Here is a 25,066-nt window from a genome sequence, read left to right as displayed (position 1 = left end):
TCGGGAGCATGGTTTCCAGGCAACAGGCAGAGCCCGATGGGTCCATTCCCGAGGTGTGTCCCTCGTCACCGCGGGGAGGAACGATCCCCATCGGCCGCCTCTGGCACCCCGTGCCCAGAACAAGCCGTGCTTCACCCCAGCCAAGAGGAACTGCCCCTCCTGAGTCGATGCGATGCCCTACACTCGATAGGGCACCGGTTCGTGCGTGACGTGCGTTGCCACAGCTCCCGGCCCGCGCAGCAGCCTGCCTCGCGGGTGAACGATTCTGCAGGCGCCAGTCCGAACGGGTCGGTGCATGGCACATTCGGACCGGTCACGAGGCCGTTTGCATGCGTCATTTTTCCTTCGCAGTGACTGCACTCCTTGGCAGCGCCTTGCTCGCGTTGTCGTTCGTGCTGATCGGCGTATTCAGTTGGCACCAGGAACGGAAGACGTTCGAAAGAACGCTGGCCCAGGAAGCCGTTTCGCTGCACACCACCTTCGAAGTGGCCCTGGCGAATCTGGAGCAAAAGATGCTGGGGCTTGCGACCATGACGGCTGCAGACCCCGGCGTGCAGCGACTCGTATCACAGGCGAATCACTCTGTGGCGGCCGAAGGCGGCGGACCGGGCGGCGAGGACAGCGATCGATTGCGCACGGCCTTGCACGACCTGCTGGCGTCCACCTGGGACGACATGCAAGGACGATCCGGAGTCCGGCAGTTCCAGTTTTATCTGGAAACCGGTCCGGTTTCGTTCTTGCGGATGCATGCGCCTGGGCACTATGGCGACGACCTCTTGCCCCAGCGCCAACTCGTCAGGGATGTGAATGCTGATCAACAGCCGCGCGCCGGATTCGAAACCGGGCGGACCGGTTCCGGAGTGCGTGCCGCAGTGCCGGTGTGGCACGTTGATCCCGATGGCAAGCGCCACTTCGCAGGCGCGCTGGAGCTTGGCGCCTCCTTCGACTCCACGATTGCCCAACTCGGTCAGCAGACTGGAGCCGGTTTTGCCGTGCTCCTGACTCGACAGCACCTGGAACGGGCCGTGTTGAACGATTTTCGTGCCCATGCCGGATCGTGCATCGGTGACGACTGCCGCTGGTATCTGGCGGCCACCTCCGACGAACGCACCAAGGACTGGGCGACGGCGGCCATGATAGGCCCGTCGACTCTGGCGGGTTCGCGTCTGATCGAACGCGACGGTGGGACATGGCATCTGGCCGGTTTCCCTTTGCGCGATTACCGGGGGCAGGGGGAGCTGGAGCGCGAGCCTGTGGGCTCGGTACTGATCTGGCAGGACAAGACCCACGAGCTGGCGGCTTGGCGGGGCCAGCGCTGGCAACAGGCCTTGCTGTTGTTGATGGCCTACTCGCTGGGGCAGGCGGGTCTGCTGTGGTCGCTATGGAATACCCGGCGCGGCCTGAACCGCGGTGTCGCCAGGGCCACATTGGCGTTGCGAGAGCGCGCGGACGTGTTGCAGCGGGCCGAGTCGATGGCGCACATGGGAAGCTGGCGCCTCGAGATGCCTGCCGGGGAACACTACTGGTCGCCCGAAACCCGCCAGATCTTCGGGGTGGATCCCGATGTCCCCGCTGATCGCGACCTTCTGCTCGCCCGTGTTCACGCTGAGGATCGCGAGCATGTCGACTCTGCCTGGCAGGCCGCCCTGCGTGGTGCGCCCTACGACGTCGAATACCGGATCCAGGCGAATGGCGCAATGCGCTGGGTGCGGGAAATGGCCGAGTTCAGCTTTGCGAAGGTGGGGCAGCCGATCTCGGCAATCGGCACGGTCCAGGATATTACCGACGCCAAGCCGGCCGAACTGGCCCTGCGCGCCAGCGAGGAGCGTTATCGCAGCACCCTCGCGGCGGTCAAGGACGGCTTGTGGGAGTGGCACGTCCCCAGTGGCGAAGTCTGGTGGGACAGGCGCTGCTACGAAATGCTGGGGTATCCGCCTGCCGCGTTCAAGGTCGACCTCGAGACGTGGCGGAACCTGATCCATCCGGACGACGTGGCGCAGTCCTATCGCGAGGTCGAGCGGCAACTGGCTGAAGGTGAGACGTTTGTGATCGAGTTTCGCTACCGCTGTGCCGACGACGGGTGGTTATGGGTTCAGGGGCGCGGCAAGGTGGTGGCGTGGAAGCAGGGCAAGCCGTTGCGCGTGGTCGGAACCCATACCGACATCTCGGCGCGTAAAGAGGTCGAGGAGGCCTTGCACCGGATGGCACGTCGCAACGAGTTGTTGCTGATGGCGGCCGGTGAAGGGATTTATGGGGTCGATCTGCAGGGACATACCACTTTCATCAATCCCGCAGCCTTGGAAATGCTTGGCTACACGGAGGCAGAGATTCTGGGCAAAGGGCAACATGCGGTGTTTCATCATACCCGCCCGGATGGCCGTCCCTATCCAGAGTCGGAGTGTCCGGTGACGTTGACGCTGGAGGACGGGGAACCTCGTCGTTGCGATGACGAATGGTTTTTCCGCAAGGACGGCAGCCGGTTCCCGATCGCGCTCACCGTGGCACCGGTCGAGGAGGCCGGTGAGCGCTCGGGTGCGGTCGTGCTGTTCCAGGACATGACGACACGCCGCGCCATGGAGCAGGCACTGCAAAAGGCCAGCACCCGTCTGGCCACCGTGATCGGGAGCTTTCATGGGGGCATACTGCTGGAGGACGAGACGCGCCACATCCTGCTGGCCAATCAGACCTTCTGTGAGCTTTTTTCGATCCCGGCACCGCCCGATGCCCTGGTGGGAGCCGATTGCAGCGGTAGTGCGGAGCAGGTCAAGGGTCTTTTTGCGCACCCAGAGCGCTTTGTGCGCCGTATCGACGAACTGCTGCAACGACGTGAGTCGGTCATCGGCGAGGAACTCAGCATGGCCGATGGTCGTGCCCTCGAACGCGATTATGTGCCTATCGTCAGTGAACAGGGTTTCCTGGGGCACCTGTGGCTTTATCGCGACATCACCGAGCGCAAGGAACGCGAGTTTGCATTGCACCGTCTGGCGACGACCGACACCCTGACGGGTCTGCCCAATCGGCGCTATTTCCTGGAACGGCTCGAGCAGGAGCTGGCCCGTTTCCATCGTCACCATAAGGTCGTGGCGCTGACGATGATCGATATCGACCACTTCAAGCAGGTGAACGACAGCCACGGTCATGTGGTGGGCGATGCAGTCTTGCGTCACCTTGCCGAGTTGCTGTGGCAGAGTCTGCGCAAGACCGACCTCGCCGGCCGCCTGGGAGGTGAAGAATTTGCCGTGTTGTTGCCAGGAAGCGATCTGGAGGGTGGCCGGACCTATGCCGAACGCCTGCGTGAGCGCGTGGCCTCAACGCCTTGCGTGCATGCGGGTACCGAGATTCGGTACACGGTCAGCATTGGTGTCACGGTGCTTGCCGAACAGGATACGAGTTCCGACCAGCCGCTGGCCCGGGCCGATGCCGGACTCTATTCGGCCAAGGATAAGGGGCGCAATCGGGTCGAGTCTCAAGACTGATACGATGCCGGTCGTATCCGGTGCTGGGGTGCGGTTTGGCACGCCCGGTGGGGACGGCCCAGATCAGGAGGACCATCGACGATGCGTTTCGCCCATTCGTTTCTGGTGTGGGGCACCATCTGCGCGGCGGCGTTCCATCTCGCAGGCTGTGCCAGCCCTGCGCGAACGATCAGCATCGAGGGCTTCGAGCAACGCGTTGCCACGCACGAGGACCAGGCGCTGACCCAACGTGAGCGGATTGCGACCCGCTTGCTGCAACGCCTGGAAACGCGTCATGCCCAGCAACAGGCGGCCGGGCAGGCGGATCAGCCGTTCACCTACGAGATTCTGATGCTTTCCAGTGGCGGGCAGTATGGCGCGTTCGGCGTCGGGGTGCTGCAGGGCTGGTCGCAGGTGACCGACGCTTCGGCCCGCAGGCCGGAGTTCGATCTGGTGACGGGTGTAAGCACCGGCGCACTGATTGCGCCGTTCGCCCTGCTTGGCACCGACGATTCGATTCGGCGCATCAACCAGCTCTACCACGAGGCCAGCGACCGACTGGCACTCCTGCGCGGAATCTTCTTCTTCCTGCCCTGGCAGCCTTCGTTCTTCGATAACCGGCCATTGGCCGAACGAATCGAGATCGAAGTCGACACGCACACCGTTCGCGGTATTGCCGAGGCGCATGAGCAGCATCGCAAGCTGCTGCTGGGTTCCACTGACCTGGATCTGGGGCGTTTCCGGATCTGGGATCTGGGCCCGCAAGCGGTCCGAGCGCTGGCAACGGATGATGCCGACACGCTGCACCGGATGCTGCTGTCGTCCGCGTCGATTCCGGGGGTTTTCCCTCCGGTGGCGATCGACGGTGCGCTGTACGCCGATGGGGCCGCGGCGCAGGCCGCCTTCGTGGGGCTGGATCGAAAGGAGATCGTTCAGGTGTTTCGGGAGTTCGCCGCGCGGAATCCGGATGCGCCGATGCCGAGACTGCGCTTCTGGGTGATCGTGAACGGCTACCTGGATGCCAAACCGGAATTGACTCAGGCGGCATGGGTGCCGGTCGTTCGGCGAAGCGTTGCGGTGCTGACCAGCTACTCCATGCGTGTCACGCTCCGCCACATGCAGTTCGGTGCCGAACTGCTGGCGCAGGATCTGAACACCGACGTCGACTTCCGGTACCTTGCGGTTCCGCACGACCTCGAACTGCCCGAGAGCCAACACCGGTTGTTCGACCAGGAACTCATGCATCGGCTGGCCGCGGAGGGGTTCCGGCTCGGCCGCGATCCGTCATCGTGGCGATCGCAGGCGCTCGCCCCCGAGATCCCCGGGAGCGCGATTCACCTGGACCCGATGCAGTTCGAGGCACCGTGAGCCTCCACCCGCACCGGGCTGCCGCGTGCCCCTCGCTGCAGGGGGGCTGCCGGCGCAACCGCCCATGCAGGGCCTTGCTGCGCCCCTTGCCCGAGCGGTTTTCCACAGCCCGCAACCACCTGTCTCCGTCCGCCCCGGAGACCCGTGCCGCGCGCAAGGTTGATGCGCGCGGCCGGGGGATTCGCCACATGGCTACAACGAGGTGTCGCGATTCCGGTCGCCGCCTTCGTGACCATCGTGGTCGTGACCATGGTGTTGATGGTCATGTGCGTCCGCAGGTTCATGGTGATGCTCGTGTCCATGGCCGTGGACATGTTCCACCCCAGCCTCGCGGGCCGCGGCCAACAGGTTGCCGTACTCGTCGTCGGCAAAGTCGGGGAAGCGGGTGATCAGCGCGACCTGCAGCCAAAGCTCGCCATCGCTGTGGGTTGGACCCCAGGCCGGCATGCCGGTCATGCGAATGCCGTATTTGGTGACCCAGAAGAGCTCTTCGGCGCTACGCGCCCGAGCCGATTCGGCCAGATCGGGCGCTGAGGGGTTCAGGCCCCGGGATAACGCCGTCGGTGAACCCCCGGGCGGCGTGTGGCAGGCGGCGCACATGTCCTCGAATCCAGCCACAGCCTCGAACAGGGTCATTTCGTGGTCCAGATCGGGCAGTTGCGGTGTGATGTCACGCGCCTGGCGCGCCACCGAGTTCTCGCGAATGCTTTCGATCACCCGATCGGTGATCGGCCAGTGAGCGCCGTCGGCCGCCACGTCCATGCGCCCCGAAGACGCGAGGGTCCAGTAAGCCAGCAAGGCAACGGCGAGCAGGGTCAGCAGGGTAACCACAACGTGTTTGACCAAACTCATTGCCGATCTCCTTTCGTGCCTGGGCGATCCACTTCCGCGCGTGCCCCAGGGAATCGACGGCGGGAACGACCGGAAGCGCGACGATCCAGCCGCGGTGAACACGCCGCCGACCGTGGGGGCGGCGGCGTGTGGCGTTGGATACCCTCGAGCGCGGATACCGGCTCAGTCGTGTCGTGCCAGCACCCGGGCGCGGTCGATGGTGTCACGCTCGGCGTTCGGCGCAATCTCCAGCAGCCGCGCCGCCCAGCGTGCCGCTGCATCCGGATCACCCGCCGCCTCGGCGGCACGAACGGCACCGAAGAGCGTGTTGTAACGCCCCGGCCACATGCCGTCGGACTGCTCGAACGCGGTCAGGGCCTCGTCCGGGCGGTCCAGTGCGAGCAGCAGCTCGCCGAGCGCCTCGTAGGGTGGCAACAGTGCGCCCGGGCTCACCGGGTGCTTCTCCACCGAGGACTCGAGCTCGCCGGCCGTGCGCATCCGTTCGACGGCACGCTCGTGGTCGCCTTCAGCGTGTGCGATGAAGCCGGCCAGGATGTTCCGGTCGGCCTCGATGTAGACCGGGAAGCGGTCGTCAGGGGCCGACTCCGCCCCTTCGGCCAGATCCGCCAGCCGCTGCTCGGCCTCGCGGGCGGCGTCCAGGTCACCGGTGTGGACCGCGCCCAGGCCACGGCCATACCAGCTCAGGCCCTCGGCCCAATGGAAGTTCTCCCAGGCGATGTAGTCGGGCACGCGTGGCTCGATCGCGGCCGCAGCGTCCCAGTCGCGCTGCTCGACCGCCAGCCGTGCCGGAATCGCGGCCAGGTGAAACGCCCCGGGGAAGGAGCCCTGGTGACGACCCTCGTCCAAGGCAATCCGGTGAATCTCGTCGGCGGCCGAGTCTTCGCCGCGCTGCAGATGACCGTAGACGAGGTAGTCGACGGCGTGGATGTAGTGGAACGAGATCGCACCGTTGACGTCGTGTTCCCGCGCGACTTCGGCCGAGCGCTCGTTCCAGTCGATCACCTGCGGCCAGTCGCCGAGACGCACGTAGATGTGCGACGGCATGTGCAGTGCGTGCGGCACGTCGGGCGCGATCTTGCCGTAGGACTCGACCATCGCGAGCGCGTTCTCGGCACGCCCGTCGGCGTCGGTGGCATGAATCGCGTAGTGGATGGCGCCGGGGTGGGTCGACTCCTCCTCCCACACGCGCTTGAGGATCGCCTCGGCCTCGTCGTGCAGCGCATCACGGTCATCGGCCCGCGTGGCCTCGGTCAGCAGTGACAGCGCGTAGAGCGCGGCGATGTCGTGATCGTCCGGGTAGGCCCGGTACGCGGTCGCCATGCCCTCGGTCCAGCCGGAGAGACGATCCCATTGCCGGTCGGTTTCCGGCTCGAAGAACGCCGCGGTGGCCTCGATCAGCGCCTGTTCGCGCTCAGCGTTGACGGTGGCGCGCGCCTGCTCGATCGCGTCGCGGCCACGGGCCACTTCGGCATCGCTCGGCGTGGTGGCCCACAGCGGCTGGAACAACGTGGTCGCCACACCCCAGTGCGCCATCGCGCAGTCGGGGTGGGCCTCGGCAATCGTGGCGAACTCGCCGCGGGCCTGCACGTACATCATGTGGTGCATCAGCCCGAGGGCATGGTCAAACGCCGCTGCGGCCTCGTCCACGCAATCCGCGCCGAACGCGACCGTGCCGAGCTGCTGCTTGGCTCCGACCGCTGCGTCGGTGTGCGTGTGATCGTGCTGGGCCGCGACCCCGGTTGCGAGCATCGCGGTCAGCAGCACCAGTGGGATTCTGGTCATGATCAGCCTCCGTTCCATGTTGGTGTACACATCGCGCCGGGTGCGCCAATGATGCGGATACCGGGTCGCCGGGGACGTACAGCCTCCCGGGAGCGGGGTCCGGATCGGCATCACCTGACTCGAGTCTAGAAATTGGATCGCACGGGCGTTTGCAGAATGTTGCGGCCGAGCCGCGGATCTTGCGGTTCATTGCGGATCTCGGCCCGAGGGTGCGGATCCGGGCGCGTCAGGCACTGCGCTGGAGCTGGTTCCGGTATTCGCTGGGCGTGGTGCCGACCGCCTGGCGGAACTGTCGCGCCAGCTGCGGAACCGAGTAGCCGGTGGCGGTGGCGACCGCCGTCACCGACAGAGGGGTATGGGCGAGCAGTTCCTGCGCGCGCTGAATGCGAAACCGCGTAAGGTATTGGTGCGGGGGCATTCCGTGGCTGTGGCGAAACGACCGGGCGAAGTGCCAGGGCGACAGTCCGGCGAGCCCGGCCAGCTCCCGCAGGGTGATGCGCCGGTCGAGATGGCATCGCATGTAGTTGATGACCCGCGCGGACTGTTGCGGCGCAAGGCCGCCGCGCCGCGTGTCCACATCGCGGACCTGCTCGGCCAACCGGGCCAGACGCACGACCAGAGCCGAGATCATGCTGTCGACGAACAATTGTGCGGCCGGATCATGGCGCCCCATTTCCTGCCACAGAGCGTCCAGAGCCTGGGTGATCAACGGATCCTGGTGGACCATTGCGTGCAGCCGCCCGAAGTCCAGGGGGTCGTCGGAGTCGCGCTCGAGGCAATCGCGGGCCAGATCGGCCGGGATGCCCAGGAACCGCAGGCGCGCGGGGTTGTACATGTGGCAACGACCCGGAACGCGCGGCGGGATGACCACGAAGCCCGGAGGCTGCGCGCATCCGGAAAACGGCCCGCCACCGATCTCGCTGCTGTGACGGAAGGGGCGCCCGACGGATTGGCTGAGCATCAACTCGCGGATGGGTGGGGTGACCAGTTCGCCCGGAGGGTGCGCGTTCTCGAGCATGGACGCCGGAAAATCCGTCCGGGCACGGGACTCCTCCAGGGACGGTGCCTCGGGTCCCCGGGTGAAAAACTCGAGCATATTCTGCGACGGTTGCGGCATGTCCTGTACTCCGGAGGTCATGTATAGACTGCTTCCGGACGGTCTGCCCCGTTGCCGGGTGGTGCGCGTGGGTATAGGCAGTGGTCCAAACGCGGAGGCGGACCGATTGCGGGACAGGGCCGTCGGGTACCTGTGCGCCGCCGCCATCGATGCAGCCGCATGTGCCAGGCGAGAGGGCATCGGAACAACGGTGCGTCGTGTGTGCAAGGCCGTGGTAGGAGCGGACACGATCGGTCGCGTCAGCGCAACGAGGGACCGACCGGCCGTCGTTCAAACCAGACCGCTGCAGCGTACAGGGGCGGCCACCACGGCGAGGATGAAGTCCGAAGCCTTGGCGCCGCCCGATTCATGGGGGAACCGTTCAGCGCTGCGAAACGAGCCAGTCGGCGATCAGCCCCAGTTCGGCCTGTGATGGCGGGGCATTGCACGTCTCGGACGAGAACGCTTCGCGCTTCCATTTCTCCGGCTCCGACATCCCGTTGCCGGTGGTGGTGTTCATGAATTTCACGAGCATCTCTTGCGCCGCCAGGCCATCGATCCTGGGAACCGCCTCGCGGACGGGCGCCTTGCCGCCTGCTCCGTGGCAGTTGACGCAGGCGAAATGTTCAAAGAGGCGCTCTCCGTGTGGAACCGGGACTTCGTTGGCAGATGCGGCCGTGCCTGCCAGAGACAGACTGGTGACCAGAAGAAGTGGGTACAAACGGCACGTGGGCATGGTGGACCTCCTGACTTGTTTTTCCAGAGGCACGGCAAGCCGTGCCTGACCGGAAGTATTCAGGAGCAGGTCTTACAGCCGTCTTACGACCTTCCCTCGCGGCAGCGCGCATGGATTCCGGCGGCTTCACCGTGTCGCCCCTGGGCCGCGTAGCGATCGAAGAGCGACCGGTACAGCAGTTCCGCATCCGGTGCGCGCTCGAGCACTTCCTCGCAACGTTGCTCGGCCTCGCTGTCGCGGCCAAGTGCGCCGAGCATGGCCGCGCCTTCGAGGAAAGCCTCCACGTAGCGCCGTTCCAGGCTTCGGCGCGCCGAGTGGAGACCGGGTGTGGTCTCACCCTGGAGCAGCGGGCCCCGGTAGAGCGCGTGGGCGGCAAGCCAGTGCTCGACCCGCTCTCGTGGATCACCTTGCGCGGCGAGTTCCAGACGGCGGCGGAAGGCGCTGGTGTCCAGCCAGCAGCGCTCCCGGTTCAGGCTCAACCGGCCGTTCTTGAGACGCAGGGCGTCGGGGCAGCCCAGTTGTCCGCGCAGGCGGTGCAGCGCGGTGTCAAAGGATCGCCGAGCGGCGTCCCCGTCGGAATCGGGCCAGAGCCGATCCATCAGTGTTTCATGGGCGATCTCCCCGCCCGCGGCGACGACGGCCACGAGGATCTCCCGGGAACGGCCGGAGAGCGACTCCACAGGGTCGTGGCCCCGAAATACGCGCAGCTCGCCCAGGGCCTCGATGGACAGACCCCACGGCCAGTCGCGGATCTCCACCGGCGGATCCGGCAGGGCGAGCCCGCGCGCCGTGATCCAGTCGCGCACATAGGTTGGCTCGATGTTGGCGAGCAGCGCTTCCCGACAGAGGCGCGCCGTTTCGGCCGGCGTCCAGCACAGCAGTTTGTGCAGATTGAGCCGGGCGGCTTCAGTCATCCCCGCGGCCAGGAGCGACACACCCCTTCTGCGGTGACCGCTCTCGAGGGCATGGCGCGCCGCGGTCAGTTGCACCTGAGCCAGGTAGAGGGTGCTGCCGGTTGTCTTCGCCAGGCGACTGGCGCTGGACAGCATGCGCGCGGCCAGTCGACGCTCGCCGGCCGCGAAGGCGACCTGGGCCACGCCCATTCTGTTCGTGACGATGGCGTGCACCCAGCCGCTCCCGACAGCCAGCCTTTCGGCCTCCTGCACGTGCACAAGCGCAGCCTGTCTGTCATCGCGGGTGTGGGCCTCCCAGCCGAGAAGGAAATGGTGCAGGCTGACGTCGAGTGCGCGGCTCATGTGCACCGACTGCGCCATTCGATCCAGCCAGAGGCGCGCAGTGTCCGCCTGCCCGTCGGCCAGCGCCGCGTACACGGCGAGGGAGCTCAACTGCAGGTTCTGGGACGGGATGCCATATTCCCGGGCCAGTGCCAAACCTTCCTCGACGCACTGGACGCAAGGGCCCGAACGGTCCTCGCGCCAGTAATAGAGCCCCGCCTCCGCGGCCTTCCACATCAGGTGCAGCAGGGGGTCGGCATGCCCGCTGGTGATCAGCGGCAGGAAACGATCGGCGAGCCTCCGGGCGGCCGCGTGATCCCCACTGAACCAGAGGGCCTCGATCATCAGCGGGTAGGCAAGGCGCAGCAGCCGGTTCGGCGGCGAACCCGTGGTCAGTTCGTCTTGCAGCCGCCGGGACCACGCCTCGACGGCGGGGTCACCCGGGCGACGCAGCAACAGCCCGAGCAATGCATAGGTGGCGGCCCGGTCGGTCAACGGGGGCGGCAGGGACTGCCAGGCGCGGTCGGCTGGCGACAGCGGCATGGTGTCGAGCCACGGATCGAACACGTGGCAATCGTCCCAGGCCAGCCAGACACTCTCCATTAGCGCGACCCATGCAGACAGGGCACCGGTCGCATCCCCTCCTTGCGTGAAGGAGGTCTGGCAACCGGCCAGAAGCTCCCGTGATGCCACGGGGTCGACGGGTAACAGGCACACGGCTTGCCAGTAACGCAGCCAGGGCCGGTCGGTGAACAACGCCTGTGGCAGCGCCTCGAGCCAGGCGCGCAGCGTGGGGAAGCGGCCCGTCATCGCCAACTGCGGCGCCAGATCCAGCAGGAGCGGTATCGCCTCCTCCCAATCCTGCGCGGCGATCAGCAATTGCAGGCCGGTGTCCCGGTCGCCCGCCTCGACGAGCAATCGCCCCCCCTTCGCGCGCAGCGCGGCGAGCCGATTGGCCGGAAACGCGGCGTCCGCCCGCGCCAGCAGATGTTCGCGGAGCAGCGGGTGGACCTCGTAGATCGGGAGCGCCTGGTCGCCTTCGCGCCGGCTGACCAGCATGTGACGCCGCGCGAGTTCATCGAGCACGCGGGCCGGCGCGGTACTGCCCGAAAGCGCCGTCGCCATGACCGCGGTGGTCCAGGGCAGCACCGCCACCTCCAGCAGCTGCTCGAGACCGATTTTGTCGATCGGCGCGAGCACCTCGTGATGCAGGTAGTCAGCCAGCAAGGGAACCGTTCCTTCGCCAGCGTCGACTTCGGGATGCCGGACGCGCTGTTGCACCAGCAGAAGAAAGCCCGCCATCCAGCCCCGGCTCCGTTGCCAGAGTTCGTCGATCAGGGCGTCCTCCAGTGCACCTTCCGGATCGTGGAGCCTCGCGATGGCAAGGGCCTCGTCGCGCTGTAACGCGAGTTCGTCACCCTCGATAACGTGCATCAGTCCGTGCACGCGCATCCGGGCGAGCGCACCCGGCGGCGGCAGGCGCGAGGTCACCAGAATGCGGGCACCCAGGGGACGTTCCTGGACGGCCGCTTTCAGAATGACCCCGAACGACGTTTCCTCCTGAATGGTTTCGCAGTTGTCCAGCACCACGGCGCAGTTCTTCGGGAGGCGGGTATAGAATTCGCGGAAGAAGATTCGGGAGAACCGCTCGAGGTCCGCCTGCCGTTCGGCCGAGAAGCTGGGCAACGCCGAGGGATCGTCGAATGCGGTCCCGAGAATGCGGAACAGGCCGGCGGGATCGCGGCCACCGGGTTCCGCCTCATACCAGATTCCCTGACGGCCGGAACGCCGGAACCAGTCGCTCACCAGCGCGGTCTTGCCAGCACCTGCGGGGCCGTGCAGCCAGATCAGGGGAACGTCGCCGTCCAAACGTGCCAGCAGCGATGCTCGCGGCGCGAGGCCGGTTGAAAAGGGTGGCGCAAGCCAGGCCGGGCGCGGGTTGTCAGTCATGAATGGAGTTCATCGAAGGGTAACCGAAGCCGCGTTCGCGGCGATTCGACGCGAACAGCAGCACTGTGCACGGGTGTCGCGGCCGAAACGGAATGCTCCGCATGATACCAGCGAGGATGTGGATGAGCCGACCATGGCCGAACGCCGTGACAACGTGTGCGCAGACGCGAAACCAGCGCTCGTCGTCGATGCCTGACGCGTCTGATCTGTAACGCGTGGGCTTGCGCGCCGGATGCGCCGAGACGAACGCGACCAGGCGCAGGGATCGGTCGTCTTGCTTCCAGCCGCGGGGCAGTTCCCTGGCAGGATTTTCCCGGCATCTGCAACATGATTCAGTAGAGTACGGGATCACCTGCCTGATGCACCGCGTCTAAGAAAGACATCAAGCCTACAGAGGCGCTGGATATGGAATCGCGTATCGCGACGTGGTGGTTCTGGGTCGGAATGCTTCTCGCAGTACCGTACGGATTGCAGGATGCCATGGCAGAAGGCGGCGTGCCGTTGCACGAGCGTGTGGCAGAAACCCTGGAACGGATCGACGCCTCACCCCTGGATGCGCCCATAGCCGTTGATTCCACTGATGACGACAGCAGCCTTCGGGGCGAGATCCAGGCGGCCGTGGATGAATCCTTCGGCGCGGTGTCCGAAGCGCTCGGTTCGGCCGGAAACTGGTGCGAGATCATCTTTCTCCACCTGAATGTGAAGGCGTGCGTCTTCGAGCAAAGGGATTCGGGCGCGTCGCTGCGAATCTATATTGGCCGCAAGGAGTTCGAGACCCCGGACGATGTGATGGGGCTGGATCTGGATTTCGAGGTGATCGAGGCGACCGAGCACCGGCTCGAGATCGGACTGCACGGGGACGACGGGCCTCATGGCACGCGTGACTTCGCGATGGACCTGACCGCAGTGCCGATCGACGGGAGCCACACGCTGCTCGAGTTCCGGTATTCGCTCGGTATCGGCGGCGCCACACGGTTGGCGATGGACATCTATCTGGGAACGGCCGGTGCCGACCGCGTCGGTTTCAGCCGGGACGAGGACGGCGAACTGATCGGGGGCCTGCGGGGCATGATCGAGCGTAACGTGATGCGGTTCTATCTCGCGTTGCAGACTTTCCTGGAGACGCGCGAGGTTCCGGAGAGCGAGCGTCTGCAGGCTCGACTCGAGCGTTGGTTTGAACTGACCGAACGCTACGCCGAACAGTTGCGCGAACTCGATCGCGACACCTATCTGTCGCAGAAGGCGCGGGAACGGGAGCAACAGGATGCGATGTGACCGGCTCCTGCTCTTGCCGTTGCTGAGGCTGCCCCGTTCCGGACACTGGGTTTGACGCGTGTGGGGCCAGAGAAGCGTCAGCGCTGGCTGGAGCGCGCCCGCCGCCAGGGCCTGCAGCTGCGACAGGGCCGGGTCACGCCGTGGGAGCGGCTGCGGCAAAAGACCGGTGCCTGGCTTCGGGCCCTGCGGCTGCAGTTCTATCCGATGACCTGGCTCGCCTACACTGCCGGGGCACTCGCTGCCAACCCGGCCGGCGGCGTGTTCGGGAACCCGCTTTTCTGGCTCGGCTATCTCTGCCTGTTCCTGCTCGAGGTCGCGACCGTGCTGATCAACGAGCAGGTGGACTTCGCGAGCGATCGCGGGAACCGGTTCTTCGGTCCGTTCACGGGCGGATCGCGGGTGCTGGTGGACGGTTTGCTGAGCCGGCGCGAGGTTGCGGCCGGTATCGTGTTCAGTCTGGCGGCCTTCGCGGCAGCGGCGGCAGGGTTGCTGGCCCTGACGCCGGGTTCCGTTCCGGTCGTGCTCGCGGTGCTCGTCGTGCTGGCGGTACTGGCGACCGGGTACACCGCACCGCCGCTGAAGCTCAGTTACCGGGGCCTCGGCGAACTCGATGTGGCGGTCACCCACAGTCTCGGCGTGATGCTGGGCGGTTTCGTGTTCCTGGGCGGCCCCTGGCAGGAGCCGCTGCCGTGGCTGCTGAGCCTGCCACTGCTGCTCGCGATCCTGCCCTCGATCACCCTCGCGGGTATCCCCGACCTGGAGGCGGATGCCGCGGCCGGCAAATGCACGTTGGCCGTCCGCCTCGGGCACCGGGCTGCGCTGCGGCTATCCATCGCGTTCACGGGGCTCGCGGCGGCCGCCGCCGTGATCTGGGACGTCTTCGGTCTGGCCGCGGGCGCGTACGCGGGGGTGGCCTTGATCGCGGTCCCGCATGCCTTCTGGCTGGGCTGGCTGCTGTACCGGCGCCTCGAATCGGGCAGCCCGCCTGGCCGCATCGACGGTCTGATGGTGGCCTCCCTGACTTTCGTGCTGTGGTTCGGGCTCGTTCCCGTGCTGCGTCTAGCCGGGTGACGGTCCGGCGCGGTCAAAGGGCTCCGGCCGAGGGTGTCTTGCCGACGAACGAAAATCCGGCGCAATCCGGTACCCTGTTTTCCGTCAATCGCCTTAGCAGGCTGCAGAACCCTTTGGCACAATCGTGGCCATGCGAGTGCAGGCAAGCATCGGGCGGTTATGGCGATCGCTGTCGGCCACCGGGCTGGTCGTGGGGGTGCTGTTCTTCGCAGTATCGCTGACACCGAGCCTGGTTCCTCGGCCTTTCGTGCTTCAGGCGCTGCTGTCGGGCATCGCGCTCGCAGCCGGGTACGGAGTGGGCGCCTTCCTGCGCTGGTTGTGGGGTTACGTGGAGCTTCCGGTTCCGCGCCAGCGTGTCCAGGAAATCCTCCAATGGCCGCTGGCCGCGCTGAGCCTCGGCGTTGCGCTGGTCTTCCTGCTGCAGGCCACGGCCTGGCAGAACTCGGTGCGGGAGCGGATGGCGATGGAACCGGTGGAGGGTGTCCATCTGCTCGGGTTTGGTGCCGCGGCGCTGCTGCTGTTCGCGTTGCTATTGCTGGCGGCGCGGATGTTCCGCTTCGTTGCACGAACGCTGGCGCGCAGGTTCAGCCATGTCGCACCGCGGAAGATCTCGAACGTGCTGGGAGTGCTGATCGCTGTGCTGCTCTTTTGGGCGTTGATCGACGGATTGGTGACACGCGTGGTTCTCGGCACCTTCGACGCCTCCTTCCAGCAACTCGATGCGTTGATCGAGCCCGAGACGGATCCGCCGCAGCACGCCATGACCACTGGCAGTGAAGCCTCCCTGGTGCCTTGGCAGGAGCTCGGTCGCCAGGGCCGCCGCTTTGTCGCTGGCGGTCCCGCGCAGCAGAGCCTGGAGGGATTTTTCGGGACTGAAGTGGTTGTGCCGGTGCGTGTCTACGTGGGTCTGAACGCCGCCGAGACGATCGACGAGCGCGTCGCCCTCGCACTCGATGAACTGAAGCGCACCAGCGCGTTCGAACGGTCGGTACTCGTGATCATCACGCCGACCGGAACGGGTTGGGTGGATCCGGGTGCCATCGACAGTCTCGAGTACCTGCACCGTGGGGATGTCGCCAGTGTGGCCGTGCAGTATTCCTACCTGCCGAGCTGGCTGACGCTGCTGGCGCAGCCCGAGTATGGGGCCGAGACTGCCCGGGAATTGTTCCAGGCCATCTACCGGCACTGGACCGACCTGCCCGCCGACCAGCGGCCGCGCCTGTATCTCCACGGGCTGAGCCTGGGTGCATTGAACTCCCAGCGCTCGGTGGATATCTGGGACATTGTCGGCGACCCGGTGCACGGTGCTCTCTGGTCCGGCCCACCGTTCCGGAGCAGTACCTGGCGTTGGGTGACCGACCACCGCAAGCCCGGGACGCCGGCCTGGCTACCGCGGTTTCGGGATGGTTCCGTGGTCCGATTCAGCAACCAGTACGTCCCGCCGGAGCGCTTTGCTGCCGACTGGGGGCCGCTGCGGATCGTCTACCTGCAATACGCGAGTGATCCCATCACGTTCTTCGAACCCGAGTCGCTGTTCCGGGCGCCGGAATGGATGGCGGAACCGCGTGGCCCGGACGTCTCGCCGAGCCTGCGCTGGTTCCCGGTCGTCACCCTGCTGCAACTCGCTGCCGACATCTTCGCGGCCGACAAGGCGCCGATCGGCTACGGCCACCGCTACGCCACCGAGCACTACATCGACGCCTGGCGCGAAGTCAGTGCGCCGCCGAACTGGACCGAGACCGGGATCCAGCGCCTGAAGTCCCACATCGGCGACCTGCCGGCTGCCGCCAGGGGAGAAGCGGCACAGCGCCCGTGAATCGACGCGGCACGCGCCGAGGACGCGCCAGCAATGTGCACCGGACGGGTGATCGGACAGCGCGGGTGCGTACCGCGCGGGGCTGGGCAGCGCTGGTGGTAGAAGCCCAGGGAACTTGATCGCGCTGGCCGTTGCTGCGCTGGTCGGTTACCCGCCACCGTCTCTGCTGTTTTGTGGCCTGGGCGACACTCCGGCAGAATCGGCCAAGTGCCGGCATGCCGGAGCCCAAGACGCTCGTGGAAAAATCGGTACTGGGACAGCCGGTGCAGCCGCGAGACAACGGCTCCGTGGCGGCGTGGTCGGCTCCGGGGCCTCTGAGGGGTGTGGTGCGCGTGATGCAGGTGACTGAGCATGTGAAGCGGCGGGATGGCGCCAGTTATCACCGGGCGATGGAATATTGCCCCCGGGCACGGGAGTTCGAGTTCCGGCGGCCGCTGGAACTCGCGGCACCCGGATCGGGCGAGATCGTCGTCGACTTTCCGAGTGGTGGTTCCTACCTGTGTCCGCATCTCGACGAGATTGCACCCGGGGCCATCCTTCGGCCGGTAGAGCATGTTTCCGATTACCTTGAGGGTGACCCCACCATTCTTTACGGAAACTGGGACCAACTTCCGTTCGCGAATGGAGAGGTGAACGTCGTGCTGACGCTAGCGGCGCTGCATCATGTGATCGTCGGGCGTGGTGTGTTTTACCGGGAGTGTCATCGAGTACTTGCGCCCGGTGGACGGCTGATCATCGGCGACGTGGAAGATGGGACTCCGGCAGCCGCGTTTCTCGATCGGTTCGTCAACCGATACAGTTCACAGGGGCACGAGGCGAGGTTCCTGGACCGCAACGTGGAAATCGCAAGCATCGAGCAGGCGGGGTTTCGGGTCGTGGACTACGAAGTGACCCCGTTCCACTGGTCGTATCCTGACACGGCAACCGCTATCCGGTTCTGCCGCGACCTGTTCCGGCTCGATCTGGGAGACGACGACGAGATCTGGCGAGGACTGGTTGATTATCTCGGGATCGAGCAAGAGCAGCACGGGGTGCGCATGAACTGGCAACTTGCATTCGTTCGTGCCGACTGGGAGAAGGTCTGAGCGCTGGCTGGCGCTTGGCAGCCCGTCATGCCGATCGATTCGTGAGGGACCAGAAGCACATCGCGGTGCTGTTCCACGCGCGGAGCCTTCGCAAGGATCTGCGGTCCAGTGTGGTGTTTCACCTGGCCGACCGCTGGCGGGCCTCAGGTCACAGGGTGACGATGCTGCGCGGGACCAGGCGCTACGTTCCGGCGGACGTTCTGTTCGTGCACGTCGATCTCTCGGTAGTGCCGGACGAGTACCTGGAACTGGCGTCCCGTTACCCGGCGGCGATCAACCACCGGGTAAAGGACATCAGAAAATCCAGGATCAGCGAACAGCTTGTCAGCGCGCACGACCAATGGAATGGCCCCGTGATCGTGAAATCCGATCTGAACTACGGCGGCGAACCCGAACGGCGGCTCGGGACTCCGCGTGCGTTGAGGTGGGCGCGCGCGGGAGGTGTTCTCGGGCGGCTTCATCGGTCGTGGCTGGGCGGCTCGATTCCCGGCGGCTGGCAGTCGTATCGCCTCTACCAGCGCGCTGGCCTCGTGCCACCGGAGTTGTGGGAAGATCCGGCGGTCGTGATCGAACGGTTCCTGCCGGAGGTCGAGGCTGGGCGCTTCCATCTCCGCGTCTACCAGTTTCTCGGCGATCGCAGCACCTGCAGGCGGCTCGCTTCGGATGTGCCGATCGTGAAAGCAGCGAACCGTCTGCACTCCGAGCAGGTCGAGCCGCATCCGATCGTGGCGACCTGGCGCGATCGCCTGGGTCTTGATTACGGAAAGCTCGACTACGTCATCCATGAAGGCACACCGATCCTCCTCGACGTCAACAAGACGACTGGCGTGGACCATCTCTCTGCGCCGGAAAGGCAGCGGCGCCGACAATACCTCGCAGAGGGCATTGGATCGTTTTTCGTATAGAGCTCTGCGGCGGCAGGGGCATCCCCCGTCCGGAGTTGCCGTGCCGACGCCGCGTGAAGGTATCGCCGACCGATTCGAAGGCCATCGGTGCGGTTGCTCCTGTCAGCCATGATCGCCGCACCGGGGAGTGGTCTAGACTGATCGTGGGTGCCAAGGCCGGCAGGCTGGCAGGCAAGGGTACGGGTGGTTGACGGGGGCAGCGCATGATCATCGGGGTGCCGAGGGAGATCAAGAACAACGAGTTCCGGGTCGGGATGACGCCCGCAGGGGTCGCGGAACTCGTGGTCCACGGCCACACGGTGCTGGTCGAACAGGGGGCTGGAGAGGGCTCGTCGTTCACGGACGAGGACTACGCGGGCGCGGGTGCGCGCCTGGTGAGCCGTGCAGCGGAGGTGTTCGCTGCAGCCGATCTGATCGTGAAGGTGAAGGAACTGCAGCCCTCGGAACTGCCCCAGTTGCGTGCGGGCCAGGTGCTGTTCGCTTTCCTGCACCTGGCCCCCGACCGTTCCCAGACCGAGGCTCTGCTGCGCTCCGGTGCGGTGTGCATCGCCTACGAGACCGTCGAATTGCCCGATGGCCGGTTGCCGCTGCTGGCGCCGATGTCCGAGGTCGCGGGGCGGATGTCGGCACAGGTGGGCGCGGCACTGTTGCAGCGGCCCAACGGCGGTCGCGGCGTGTTGATGGGGGGTGTCCCGGGTGTGCCGCCGGCCAACGTGCTGATCCTGGGTGCGGGCAGCGTAGGGTGCAATGCCGCCTATGTCGCGCGCGGCATGGGCGCCAATGTGTCGGTGATGGATATCGACCTGGACCGCCTGCGTCAGCTCGACCGGCTGTGGGGAAACACGGTGCGTACCCTGCATTCGAACCGCCACGATCTCGAGCGCCAGGTGGCTGAGGCCGACCTGGTGATCGGCGCGGTGCTGGTGGCCGGCGCCCGAACCCCGGTACTGGTGACCCGAGAAATGGTCGCGGCGATGAAGCCGCGCGCGGTGGTGGTCGACGTCTCGGTCGATCAGGGCGGTTGCGTCGAGACTTCCCGTCCGACGAGCCACGACGAACCGAGCTTCCTGGCCGAAGACGTGCTGCACTACGCCGTGACGAACATGCCCGGCGCGGTGCCGTACACCTCCACGCTCGCGCTGACCCATGCGACGCTGCGTCATACGCTGGCGCTGGCAGACCGCGGCTGGCGGCAGGCGGTACAGGAGGACCCGTCGCTGGCACGCGGTGTGAACGTGCTCGACGGTCACATCACCCATCGCCCGGTGGCCAACGCGCATGGCATGGACTTCACGCCGCTCTCGTCCCTGCTGGCCTGAGCACTGGTTCGAAGAAACCCGTGCAGCCGACGCTGCCGGGCCCGGTGCCGCCCCTGTCGCCGGCGATCGCCGCGCTGCCGGCATCGCTCGGTGTTGGGAAGGCAGCGCGCAGGGGCGGGCTTCGCTCGCCGGCTGGCGCATGCGCTGACGCGCACGCCCCGGCTTCCCACCGTGTCGGCTGCGGCAGGCGGCGCGTGCCGGTCCGGAATGCTGGGGGCCGCGCCAGCGTCCTTGCGTTGGTGTCCAACTTCGGAGTCTCGCCATGAATGCTGCTCGCTGGCCCCTGGGGAACCCCGGCGCGGTTTCGGCCACGCACGGCCGAGTGGAATCGGCCCGCGCGTCGGGGCGTCGGCCCAGCGTCGCCGACTGTTGGGGAACGCCCCTGCGTGTTGCCGGACTGGCCGTGCTCGCGCTCGTTGCGCTGCTGCTGGCGACGGCGTCCGACGCCCGCGAACGCCTGGAATACCCGGAGTGGTTTGCGCCGAGCCTGTACGATCTGCCGGGCGATCTCGACGACGCGGTCGCGCGCGGGAAGCGGGGCATCGCGCTGTTCTTCAGCGCCGAGACCTGTCTGCACTGTGTCGCGATGACGCGCAGCACGTTCCAGGATCCCGAAATCGTGCGGCGCCTGTCCGGACAGTTCGACGTGCTCGCGGTCGATGTCTTCAGCGACGTGGAGATGGTCGGTCTCGACGGCCAGATGTACCGAGCGCGCGAACTGTCCGAGCACGAGCGGGCGACCTTCACGCCGACGCTGCTGTTCGTGGATGCGTCCGGCGAGCGCATGCTGCGCTACGTCGGCTTCGCCGATGCCGAGCGGATGCACCTGATCCTGGGATACCTCGAGTCCGACGCCTGGCAGCAGGAGTCCTTGCGCGATTACGCGGCGCGCCTGCAGGAGCAGGATCTGCCGGCGGATCCGGTCGCGGGTGCCCCGGCGTTGGCCGCGCACCTCGACGGCTTCCAGCAGCCGCCGGCCGATCTCGCGGCGCAGCGCACGGCCAACCCGCGCCCGTCGCTGGTGTTGTTCGAGCGCGACGGATGCGAGGAATGCCAGCGGCTGGGCGAGCAGATTCTGGCGCATCCGGCGGTGCAGGAGGTGCTGGACGGTTTCCACACGCTGCGGCTGAACTCCGACCGGCCCGGCGTTGCGGTGCTGCCCGATGGTCGGCACGGCACTGCGGACGAACTGGCGGCGAAGCTCGCGCTGGCTCACCGGCCGGGGCTTGTGTTCTTCGCCGAGGAGGGAGAAGAGGCCTTTCGCATGGACAGCACCTGGCTGATCGATCATTCCGGGCAGTTGCCCGACGCGACCCGCCAGGACCTGCTCGAGAGCTTTCTCGCGCGGCTGGAATACGTCTCCAGCGGGGCCTACCGCGACTGGCCGCAGTACCAGCGCTGGCGTGCCCAGCGGGACCGTCAGGGGTAACTCGCCAGTCCCTCGGGCGCGAGGTGCCATGCAGAATCGCAACGTTCTGGCACTAACTGTCATGGCCAGCGGCTACCCCCGATGATGAAAGAGGCGTAGGCGTAGGGCGGAAGAGGCCAAGGGCCGTCATCCGCCATTCCCACGCCGGGGTTGCCGCAGGCCGCGCGGGGCGATCCGAACGCCATGTGGTGGATGACGCTGCGCTTTTCCGCCCTACGGGTCGCCCGGGACACGAGACAGGCCGTGACTTTCACGTTAACCCTGGATGATGCGGGGAGGACGGGCCGTCTCTTGGGTATCGCCGGACCGCCGGCCCCGAAACAATGGGAGGTGTGTGATGGAGTCAGGGCCCCTGCGCAGATTGCCCGCGCTGATGATGCTGTTGCTGGCACTTGGCGTATCCCAGCCCGCGGCCGGAAGCGAAGGCGCATCGGTGGTTCAGCCGGAGTACGCGGAGCCCAGGGTTCTGTTCGACTTCTTTTTCGACCACCCCGCCAAGATCGGTCCCGCCCTCCATTGGATCCGTGGGCTGATCAATCCACTGCAGGATCGGCCGTTCAACATGGATCCGGAGTTCATGGACATCGTGGTGCTGATCCACGGAACCGAACTCGTGACCCTTGCAAGGCATAACGAGCCCCGGTACCAGCAGGCGGTCGATCGCATGCGCTATTACGCGCTCCTGGGGGTCAAGTTCCGGGTATGCGGGCTGGCCCTGGATGACTTCGGCTACACGCCCGAAGACCTGCAGCCGTTCGTGGAGGTGGCGCCGTCGGCGATGACCGAGCTGGCCCACTGGCAGCAGCAGGGCTACGCATTGATCACCCCCCAGGTGATGGAACGCCGGGTGCCGCTCGACGAGATACGCTGAGCGGCCGCGGGGTTCCTGCATCCACACCGCCCCGGGATCGCTCGGCGCGATTGGCGTTCCTGCGCACCCGCAGGGGTCCTCAGACGTCGATGTCCAGGCGCGCCAGCAGGATGGGGTCGGGGAAACCGTCTGGAATCATGCCTTCCGCCTGCTGGTATGCGCGGATCGCATTGCGCGTGGCCGGTCCGAGGATGCCGTCTACCTCGCCGCTATCGTAGCCCATTGCGTTGAGTGCAGTCTGGAGCTCGATCACCTGCTCGCGCGACATTCTCGGCGCGTCGGCGGGTGGCGGGTTGTGCAGCCTGCCGCCGCCTGCGATCCGATCGGCCAGGTGGCCCACCGTCAGGGCAAAGAATTCGGAGCGGTTCCAGCCCATGATCACGTCGAAGTTGTCGTACACCAGAAACGCCGGCCCGCGGTGCCCGGCAGGCAGCAGCAGGGCAGCGTCGATGTCCAGATCGGCCACCGGTTGCCCCGAGGTGTCGGTCACTCCCTGGCGGCGCCATTCGCCGAGTGCGCGGCGCTGGCTGCGACCTGCCTGACCGTAGTCGAAATCCTGCGGCAGCAGCACCTCGCGGCCCCAGCGATAGGCGTCGTCCCAGCCGAGCCCGGCCAGGAAGTTGCCGGCGGACATCATCGCGTCCGGGACGCTGCCCCAGAGATCGCGCCGGCCGTCACCGTCGCCATCCACCGCATACTGCAGGAATACCGAGGGCATGAACTGCACGTGGCCCATCGCGCCGGCCCAGGAGCCCTGCATGCGCTCCAGCGGAATCGCCTCCTCCTCGACGATCCGCAGGGCGGCGATCAGTTCACCGGTGAAATAGCTCGCCCGGCGGGGGTCGCAGGCCAGCGTCGCCAGCGCGCTGGGTACGAAGAAGCTGCCGAAGTGGTTTCCGTAGTTGGTCTCCAGTGCCCACAAGGCCAGGAGGTAGGCGGGCGGCACGCCGGTTTCCGCATGGACGCGGTCGAGCAGCGCGCGGTGCGCGTGCAGCAGTGCGCGGCCCTGCACGATGCGCTGGGTGGTGACTCGCCGGTTCAGGTAGTCGCTGAACGGGGTCGTGAACTCGGGTTGACGCCGGTCGAGTTCGATGACCCGCTCGAGACGTTCGACCCGGTCCAGCACTTGATCCGTGGTTCCGGGGTCGATGCCCTGGTCGACCGCCTGTTCCCGGATTTCGCCGAGGCAGGCCTCGAATTCGGTCGTCGCGCCGAGCGCGAGCGGGGCCAGAGCCGCTGACAGCGTCAGAGCAGGCAGAACTTTGATCATAGCGGAAGCACCCGAAGTTGAACCAAGGCGGAAAGGCAGTTGGTACACCGGGAGACAGGATAGACCAATTCGCGATGGCTGCCGGCGCGCATGATCCTCGCGGCGGGGCTGCGGTCTTCGGAGCACTGGATCGTCGCGACATCGGCCGCCCCGCGCCATCGGGATCCGTCGCGGCGCGAGCCGATCGTCCGCCTTCGCCGTCCGGCGGTCCCTGGCATGGTGCTCCGCGCCCTTTCGGCATCCTTCAGGTGGCCGGTACCCCGCTCCAGCATGCGGTCAATGGAGCCGGGAACCTGCGCCGCGACCATAGCGCCCGTTGACGAAGCGATCGAAATACCGGCCCAGATCGGGATGATCGACTTGCATGCCGCTGGTATCGGCTTCGAGGTGACGCTCAGCGACGTAGGTGCTATGGGCCTGGCCGTCCACCAGGACGTGATACCAGGGCCGATCCCGGGGCGGTCGGCTGCGGGCGACGGCCTCGTACCATTCGTCGGTGCCGGCGAATACCGGGTCTACGCCGACGATCACCCCGCGGTAGCCGAATTTTCGATGGTGAACGAGTTCGCCCACGCTGAATCGCGTAGCTGCTGTCATCGGGTTACGCTCCTTTGCGATCCTATGACCCCGGTGCCTGCAAGGTACACGCGACCCGCTCCGGCTGTGCCGGGGAGCGGCAGGTCAGCGGTCGGCGCCGTCAGCGTTGTCATCGCTTGCGGGCCAGGGTCAGGCCGTCACCGATCGGCACCAGCGACAGGTCGATCCGCTCGTCCCGATGCAGCTTCCGGTTGAGCCCGCGTATCGCCTCGGTAGCGGGGTCTTCCACTGAGGGATCCGCAACCTGTCCAGACCACAGCGTGTTGTCGATCAGCACGCTGCCGCCGGGCCGTACGAGTTCAAGGCAGCGTTCGAAATAGTCGTCGTAGGCGGTCTTGTCCGCGTCGATGAAGGCCAGGTCGAATCGCCCTGATTCGCCCTGCGCACACAGCCGTTCCAGAGTTTCCAGTGCCGGGCGCAGTTCCAGACGGATCCGCGCGGCAACCCCCGCCCGTTCCCAGTATTCCCGTGCGATGTCGGTCCATTCGCTGCTGACGTCACAGGTGACCAACTCGCCGTCGTCGGGCAGCGCCAGCGCCATCGTCAGCGCGCTGTATCCCGTGAACGTGCCGATCTCGAGGATCCGCCGAGCCCCGACGGCGCCTGCCAGCCAGGCCATGAACTGCCCCTGCTCCGGCGCGATCTGGAAACGCGCTTCGGGAAGGTCGGCGGTGCGTTCGCGCAGCGCCGCGAGCACGGGATGTTCCCGCAGCGACACCTGCAGCAGGTACTGGTAGATAGCGTCGTTCAGGCCGATCGAGCGATTCGACATCAGCCGCTCCGGATAGGTGATCGTGGCGCAGAGGGTAGCAGGGCTGGCGCCTGTCATCGAACCTGCAGGCAATCACGCGCGACGACCGGAGTTGGCGTCGGGCGCACGAAAGCCACGGCAGCGCCGGTTGTGCGAGGATCCGTCCGGCGAGACTTGCCGGCACCGCGTCGGGTACCATGCGC

At 66.5% G+C, this 25,066-nt stretch carries 18 protein-coding genes and 1 pseudogene; 10 read left to right on the top strand and 9 right to left on the bottom strand.

Going from position 1 to position 25,066, the window contains the following annotated elements:
• Positions 1-329 precede the first annotated feature (329 nt).
• Positions 330-3,476, top strand: a complete 3,147-nt coding sequence (locus tag THITH_RS12305) for a diguanylate cyclase (protein WP_006748437.1) — start codon at positions 330-332, stop codon at positions 3,474-3,476.
• Between the two features lie 81 nt (positions 3,477-3,557).
• Positions 3,558-4,823: a patatin-like phospholipase family protein gene (locus THITH_RS12300; RefSeq protein WP_006748436.1), complete on the top strand. Its 1,266-nt coding sequence runs from the start codon at positions 3,558-3,560 to the stop codon at positions 4,821-4,823.
• 192 nt (positions 4,824-5,015) lie between these two features.
• On the opposite strand, the gene THITH_RS12295 is transcribed toward THITH_RS12300, so the two are convergent.
• The 5 genes from THITH_RS12295 to THITH_RS12275 all read right to left on the bottom strand — a co-directional run bounded on the left by THITH_RS12295 (position 5,016) and on the right by THITH_RS12275 (position 12,474).
• Positions 5,016-5,675 carry a c-type cytochrome gene (locus tag THITH_RS12295; RefSeq protein WP_006748435.1) on the bottom strand — a complete coding sequence of 220 codons (660 nt, stop codon included), beginning with the start codon at positions 5,673-5,675 and terminating at the stop codon, positions 5,016-5,018.
• 162 nt (positions 5,676-5,837) lie between these two features.
• Positions 5,838-7,457 carry a hypothetical protein gene (locus THITH_RS12290; RefSeq protein ID WP_232222202.1) on the bottom strand — a complete coding sequence of 540 codons (1,620 nt, stop codon included), beginning with the start codon at positions 7,455-7,457 and terminating at the stop codon, positions 5,838-5,840.
• Between the two features lie 226 nt (positions 7,458-7,683).
• Positions 7,684-8,553 (bottom strand): AraC family transcriptional regulator, encoded by an 870-nt coding sequence (locus THITH_RS12285; protein WP_025367543.1) that lies wholly within the window; start codon positions 8,551-8,553, stop codon positions 7,684-7,686.
• Between the two features lie 382 nt (positions 8,554-8,935).
• Positions 8,936-9,289: a c-type cytochrome gene (locus THITH_RS12280; protein ID WP_006748432.1), complete on the bottom strand. Its 354-nt coding sequence runs from the start codon at positions 9,287-9,289 to the stop codon at positions 8,936-8,938.
• A gap of 83 nt (positions 9,290-9,372) precedes the next feature.
• The gene (locus THITH_RS12275) at positions 9,373-12,474 is read right to left on the bottom strand and encodes a BTAD domain-containing putative transcriptional regulator (RefSeq protein WP_006748431.1); all 3,102 of its coding nucleotides are present in this window, start codon (positions 12,472-12,474) and stop codon (positions 9,373-9,375) included.
• A 480-nt stretch (positions 12,475-12,954) separates the two neighbouring features.
• Here THITH_RS12275 and THITH_RS12270 point away from each other — a divergent pair, with 480 nt between their 5' ends.
• The 7 genes and pseudogenes from THITH_RS12270 to THITH_RS12240 all read left to right on the top strand — a co-directional run bounded on the left by THITH_RS12270 (position 12,955) and on the right by THITH_RS12240 (position 21,374).
• Positions 12,955-13,749 carry a hypothetical protein gene (locus THITH_RS12270; RefSeq protein WP_232222201.1) on the top strand — a complete coding sequence of 265 codons (795 nt, stop codon included), beginning with the start codon at positions 12,955-12,957 and terminating at the stop codon, positions 13,747-13,749.
• 33 nt (positions 13,750-13,782) lie between these two features.
• Positions 13,783-14,820, top strand: a pseudogene (locus tag THITH_RS12265) (UbiA family prenyltransferase); the annotation flags it as partial.
• 130 nt (positions 14,821-14,950) lie between these two features.
• Positions 14,951-16,636: an alpha/beta hydrolase gene (locus THITH_RS12260; RefSeq protein WP_006748428.1), complete on the top strand. Its 1,686-nt coding sequence runs from the start codon at positions 14,951-14,953 to the stop codon at positions 16,634-16,636.
• A 335-nt stretch (positions 16,637-16,971) separates the two neighbouring features.
• Entirely contained in the window at positions 16,972-17,721 is a 750-nt protein-coding gene (locus THITH_RS12255) for a class I SAM-dependent methyltransferase (protein ID WP_232222305.1), read from the top strand.
• Between the two features lie 65 nt (positions 17,722-17,786).
• Positions 17,787-18,626: a hypothetical protein gene (locus tag THITH_RS12250; RefSeq protein ID WP_156925528.1), complete on the top strand. Its 840-nt coding sequence runs from the start codon at positions 17,787-17,789 to the stop codon at positions 18,624-18,626.
• A 203-nt stretch (positions 18,627-18,829) separates the two neighbouring features.
• On the top strand, positions 18,830-19,945 hold the full coding sequence (ald, locus tag THITH_RS12245; protein ID WP_006748425.1) for an alanine dehydrogenase: 1,116 nt from the start codon (positions 18,830-18,832) through the stop codon (positions 19,943-19,945).
• A 262-nt stretch (positions 19,946-20,207) separates the two neighbouring features.
• Positions 20,208-21,374, top strand: a complete 1,167-nt coding sequence (locus THITH_RS12240) for a thioredoxin family protein (protein ID WP_006748424.1) — start codon at positions 20,208-20,210, stop codon at positions 21,372-21,374.
• A gap of 59 nt (positions 21,375-21,433) precedes the next feature.
• Here THITH_RS12240 and THITH_RS19360 read toward each other — a convergent pair whose 3' ends face one another.
• Positions 21,434-21,628: a hypothetical protein gene (locus THITH_RS19360; RefSeq protein ID WP_084222665.1), complete on the bottom strand. Its 195-nt coding sequence runs from the start codon at positions 21,626-21,628 to the stop codon at positions 21,434-21,436.
• A gap of 83 nt (positions 21,629-21,711) precedes the next feature.
• On the opposite strand from THITH_RS19360, the gene THITH_RS12235 reads away from it, so the two are divergent.
• On the top strand, positions 21,712-22,245 hold the full coding sequence (locus THITH_RS12235) for a DsrE family protein (protein WP_006748423.1): 534 nt from the start codon (positions 21,712-21,714) through the stop codon (positions 22,243-22,245).
• Between the two features lie 79 nt (positions 22,246-22,324).
• Here the strand turns inward: THITH_RS12235 and THITH_RS12230 are convergent, their stop codons facing one another.
• The 3 genes from THITH_RS12230 to THITH_RS12220 all read right to left on the bottom strand — a co-directional run bounded on the left by THITH_RS12230 (position 22,325) and on the right by THITH_RS12220 (position 24,884).
• Entirely contained in the window at positions 22,325-23,515 is a 1,191-nt protein-coding gene (locus tag THITH_RS12230; protein ID WP_006748422.1) for a lytic murein transglycosylase, read from the bottom strand.
• Positions 23,516-23,791: 276 nt separating this feature from the next.
• A complete protein-coding gene (gene hspQ / locus THITH_RS12225; RefSeq protein ID WP_006748421.1) occupies positions 23,792-24,112 on the bottom strand; it encodes a heat shock protein HspQ in 321 nt (106 codons plus the stop codon).
• Positions 24,113-24,221: 109 nt separating this feature from the next.
• Positions 24,222-24,884, bottom strand: coding sequence for an O-methyltransferase (locus THITH_RS12220; RefSeq protein WP_006748420.1), 663 nt, complete (start codon positions 24,882-24,884; stop codon positions 24,222-24,224).
• Positions 24,885-25,066 lie beyond the last annotated feature (182 nt).

Source organism: Thioalkalivibrio paradoxus ARh 1, from assembly GCF_000227685.2.
In the GTDB taxonomy this organism is placed as follows: Bacteria; Pseudomonadota; Gammaproteobacteria; order Ectothiorhodospirales; family Ectothiorhodospiraceae; genus Thioalkalivibrio; species Thioalkalivibrio paradoxus.
This window is presented reverse-complemented; position numbering and strand designations above follow the sequence as displayed.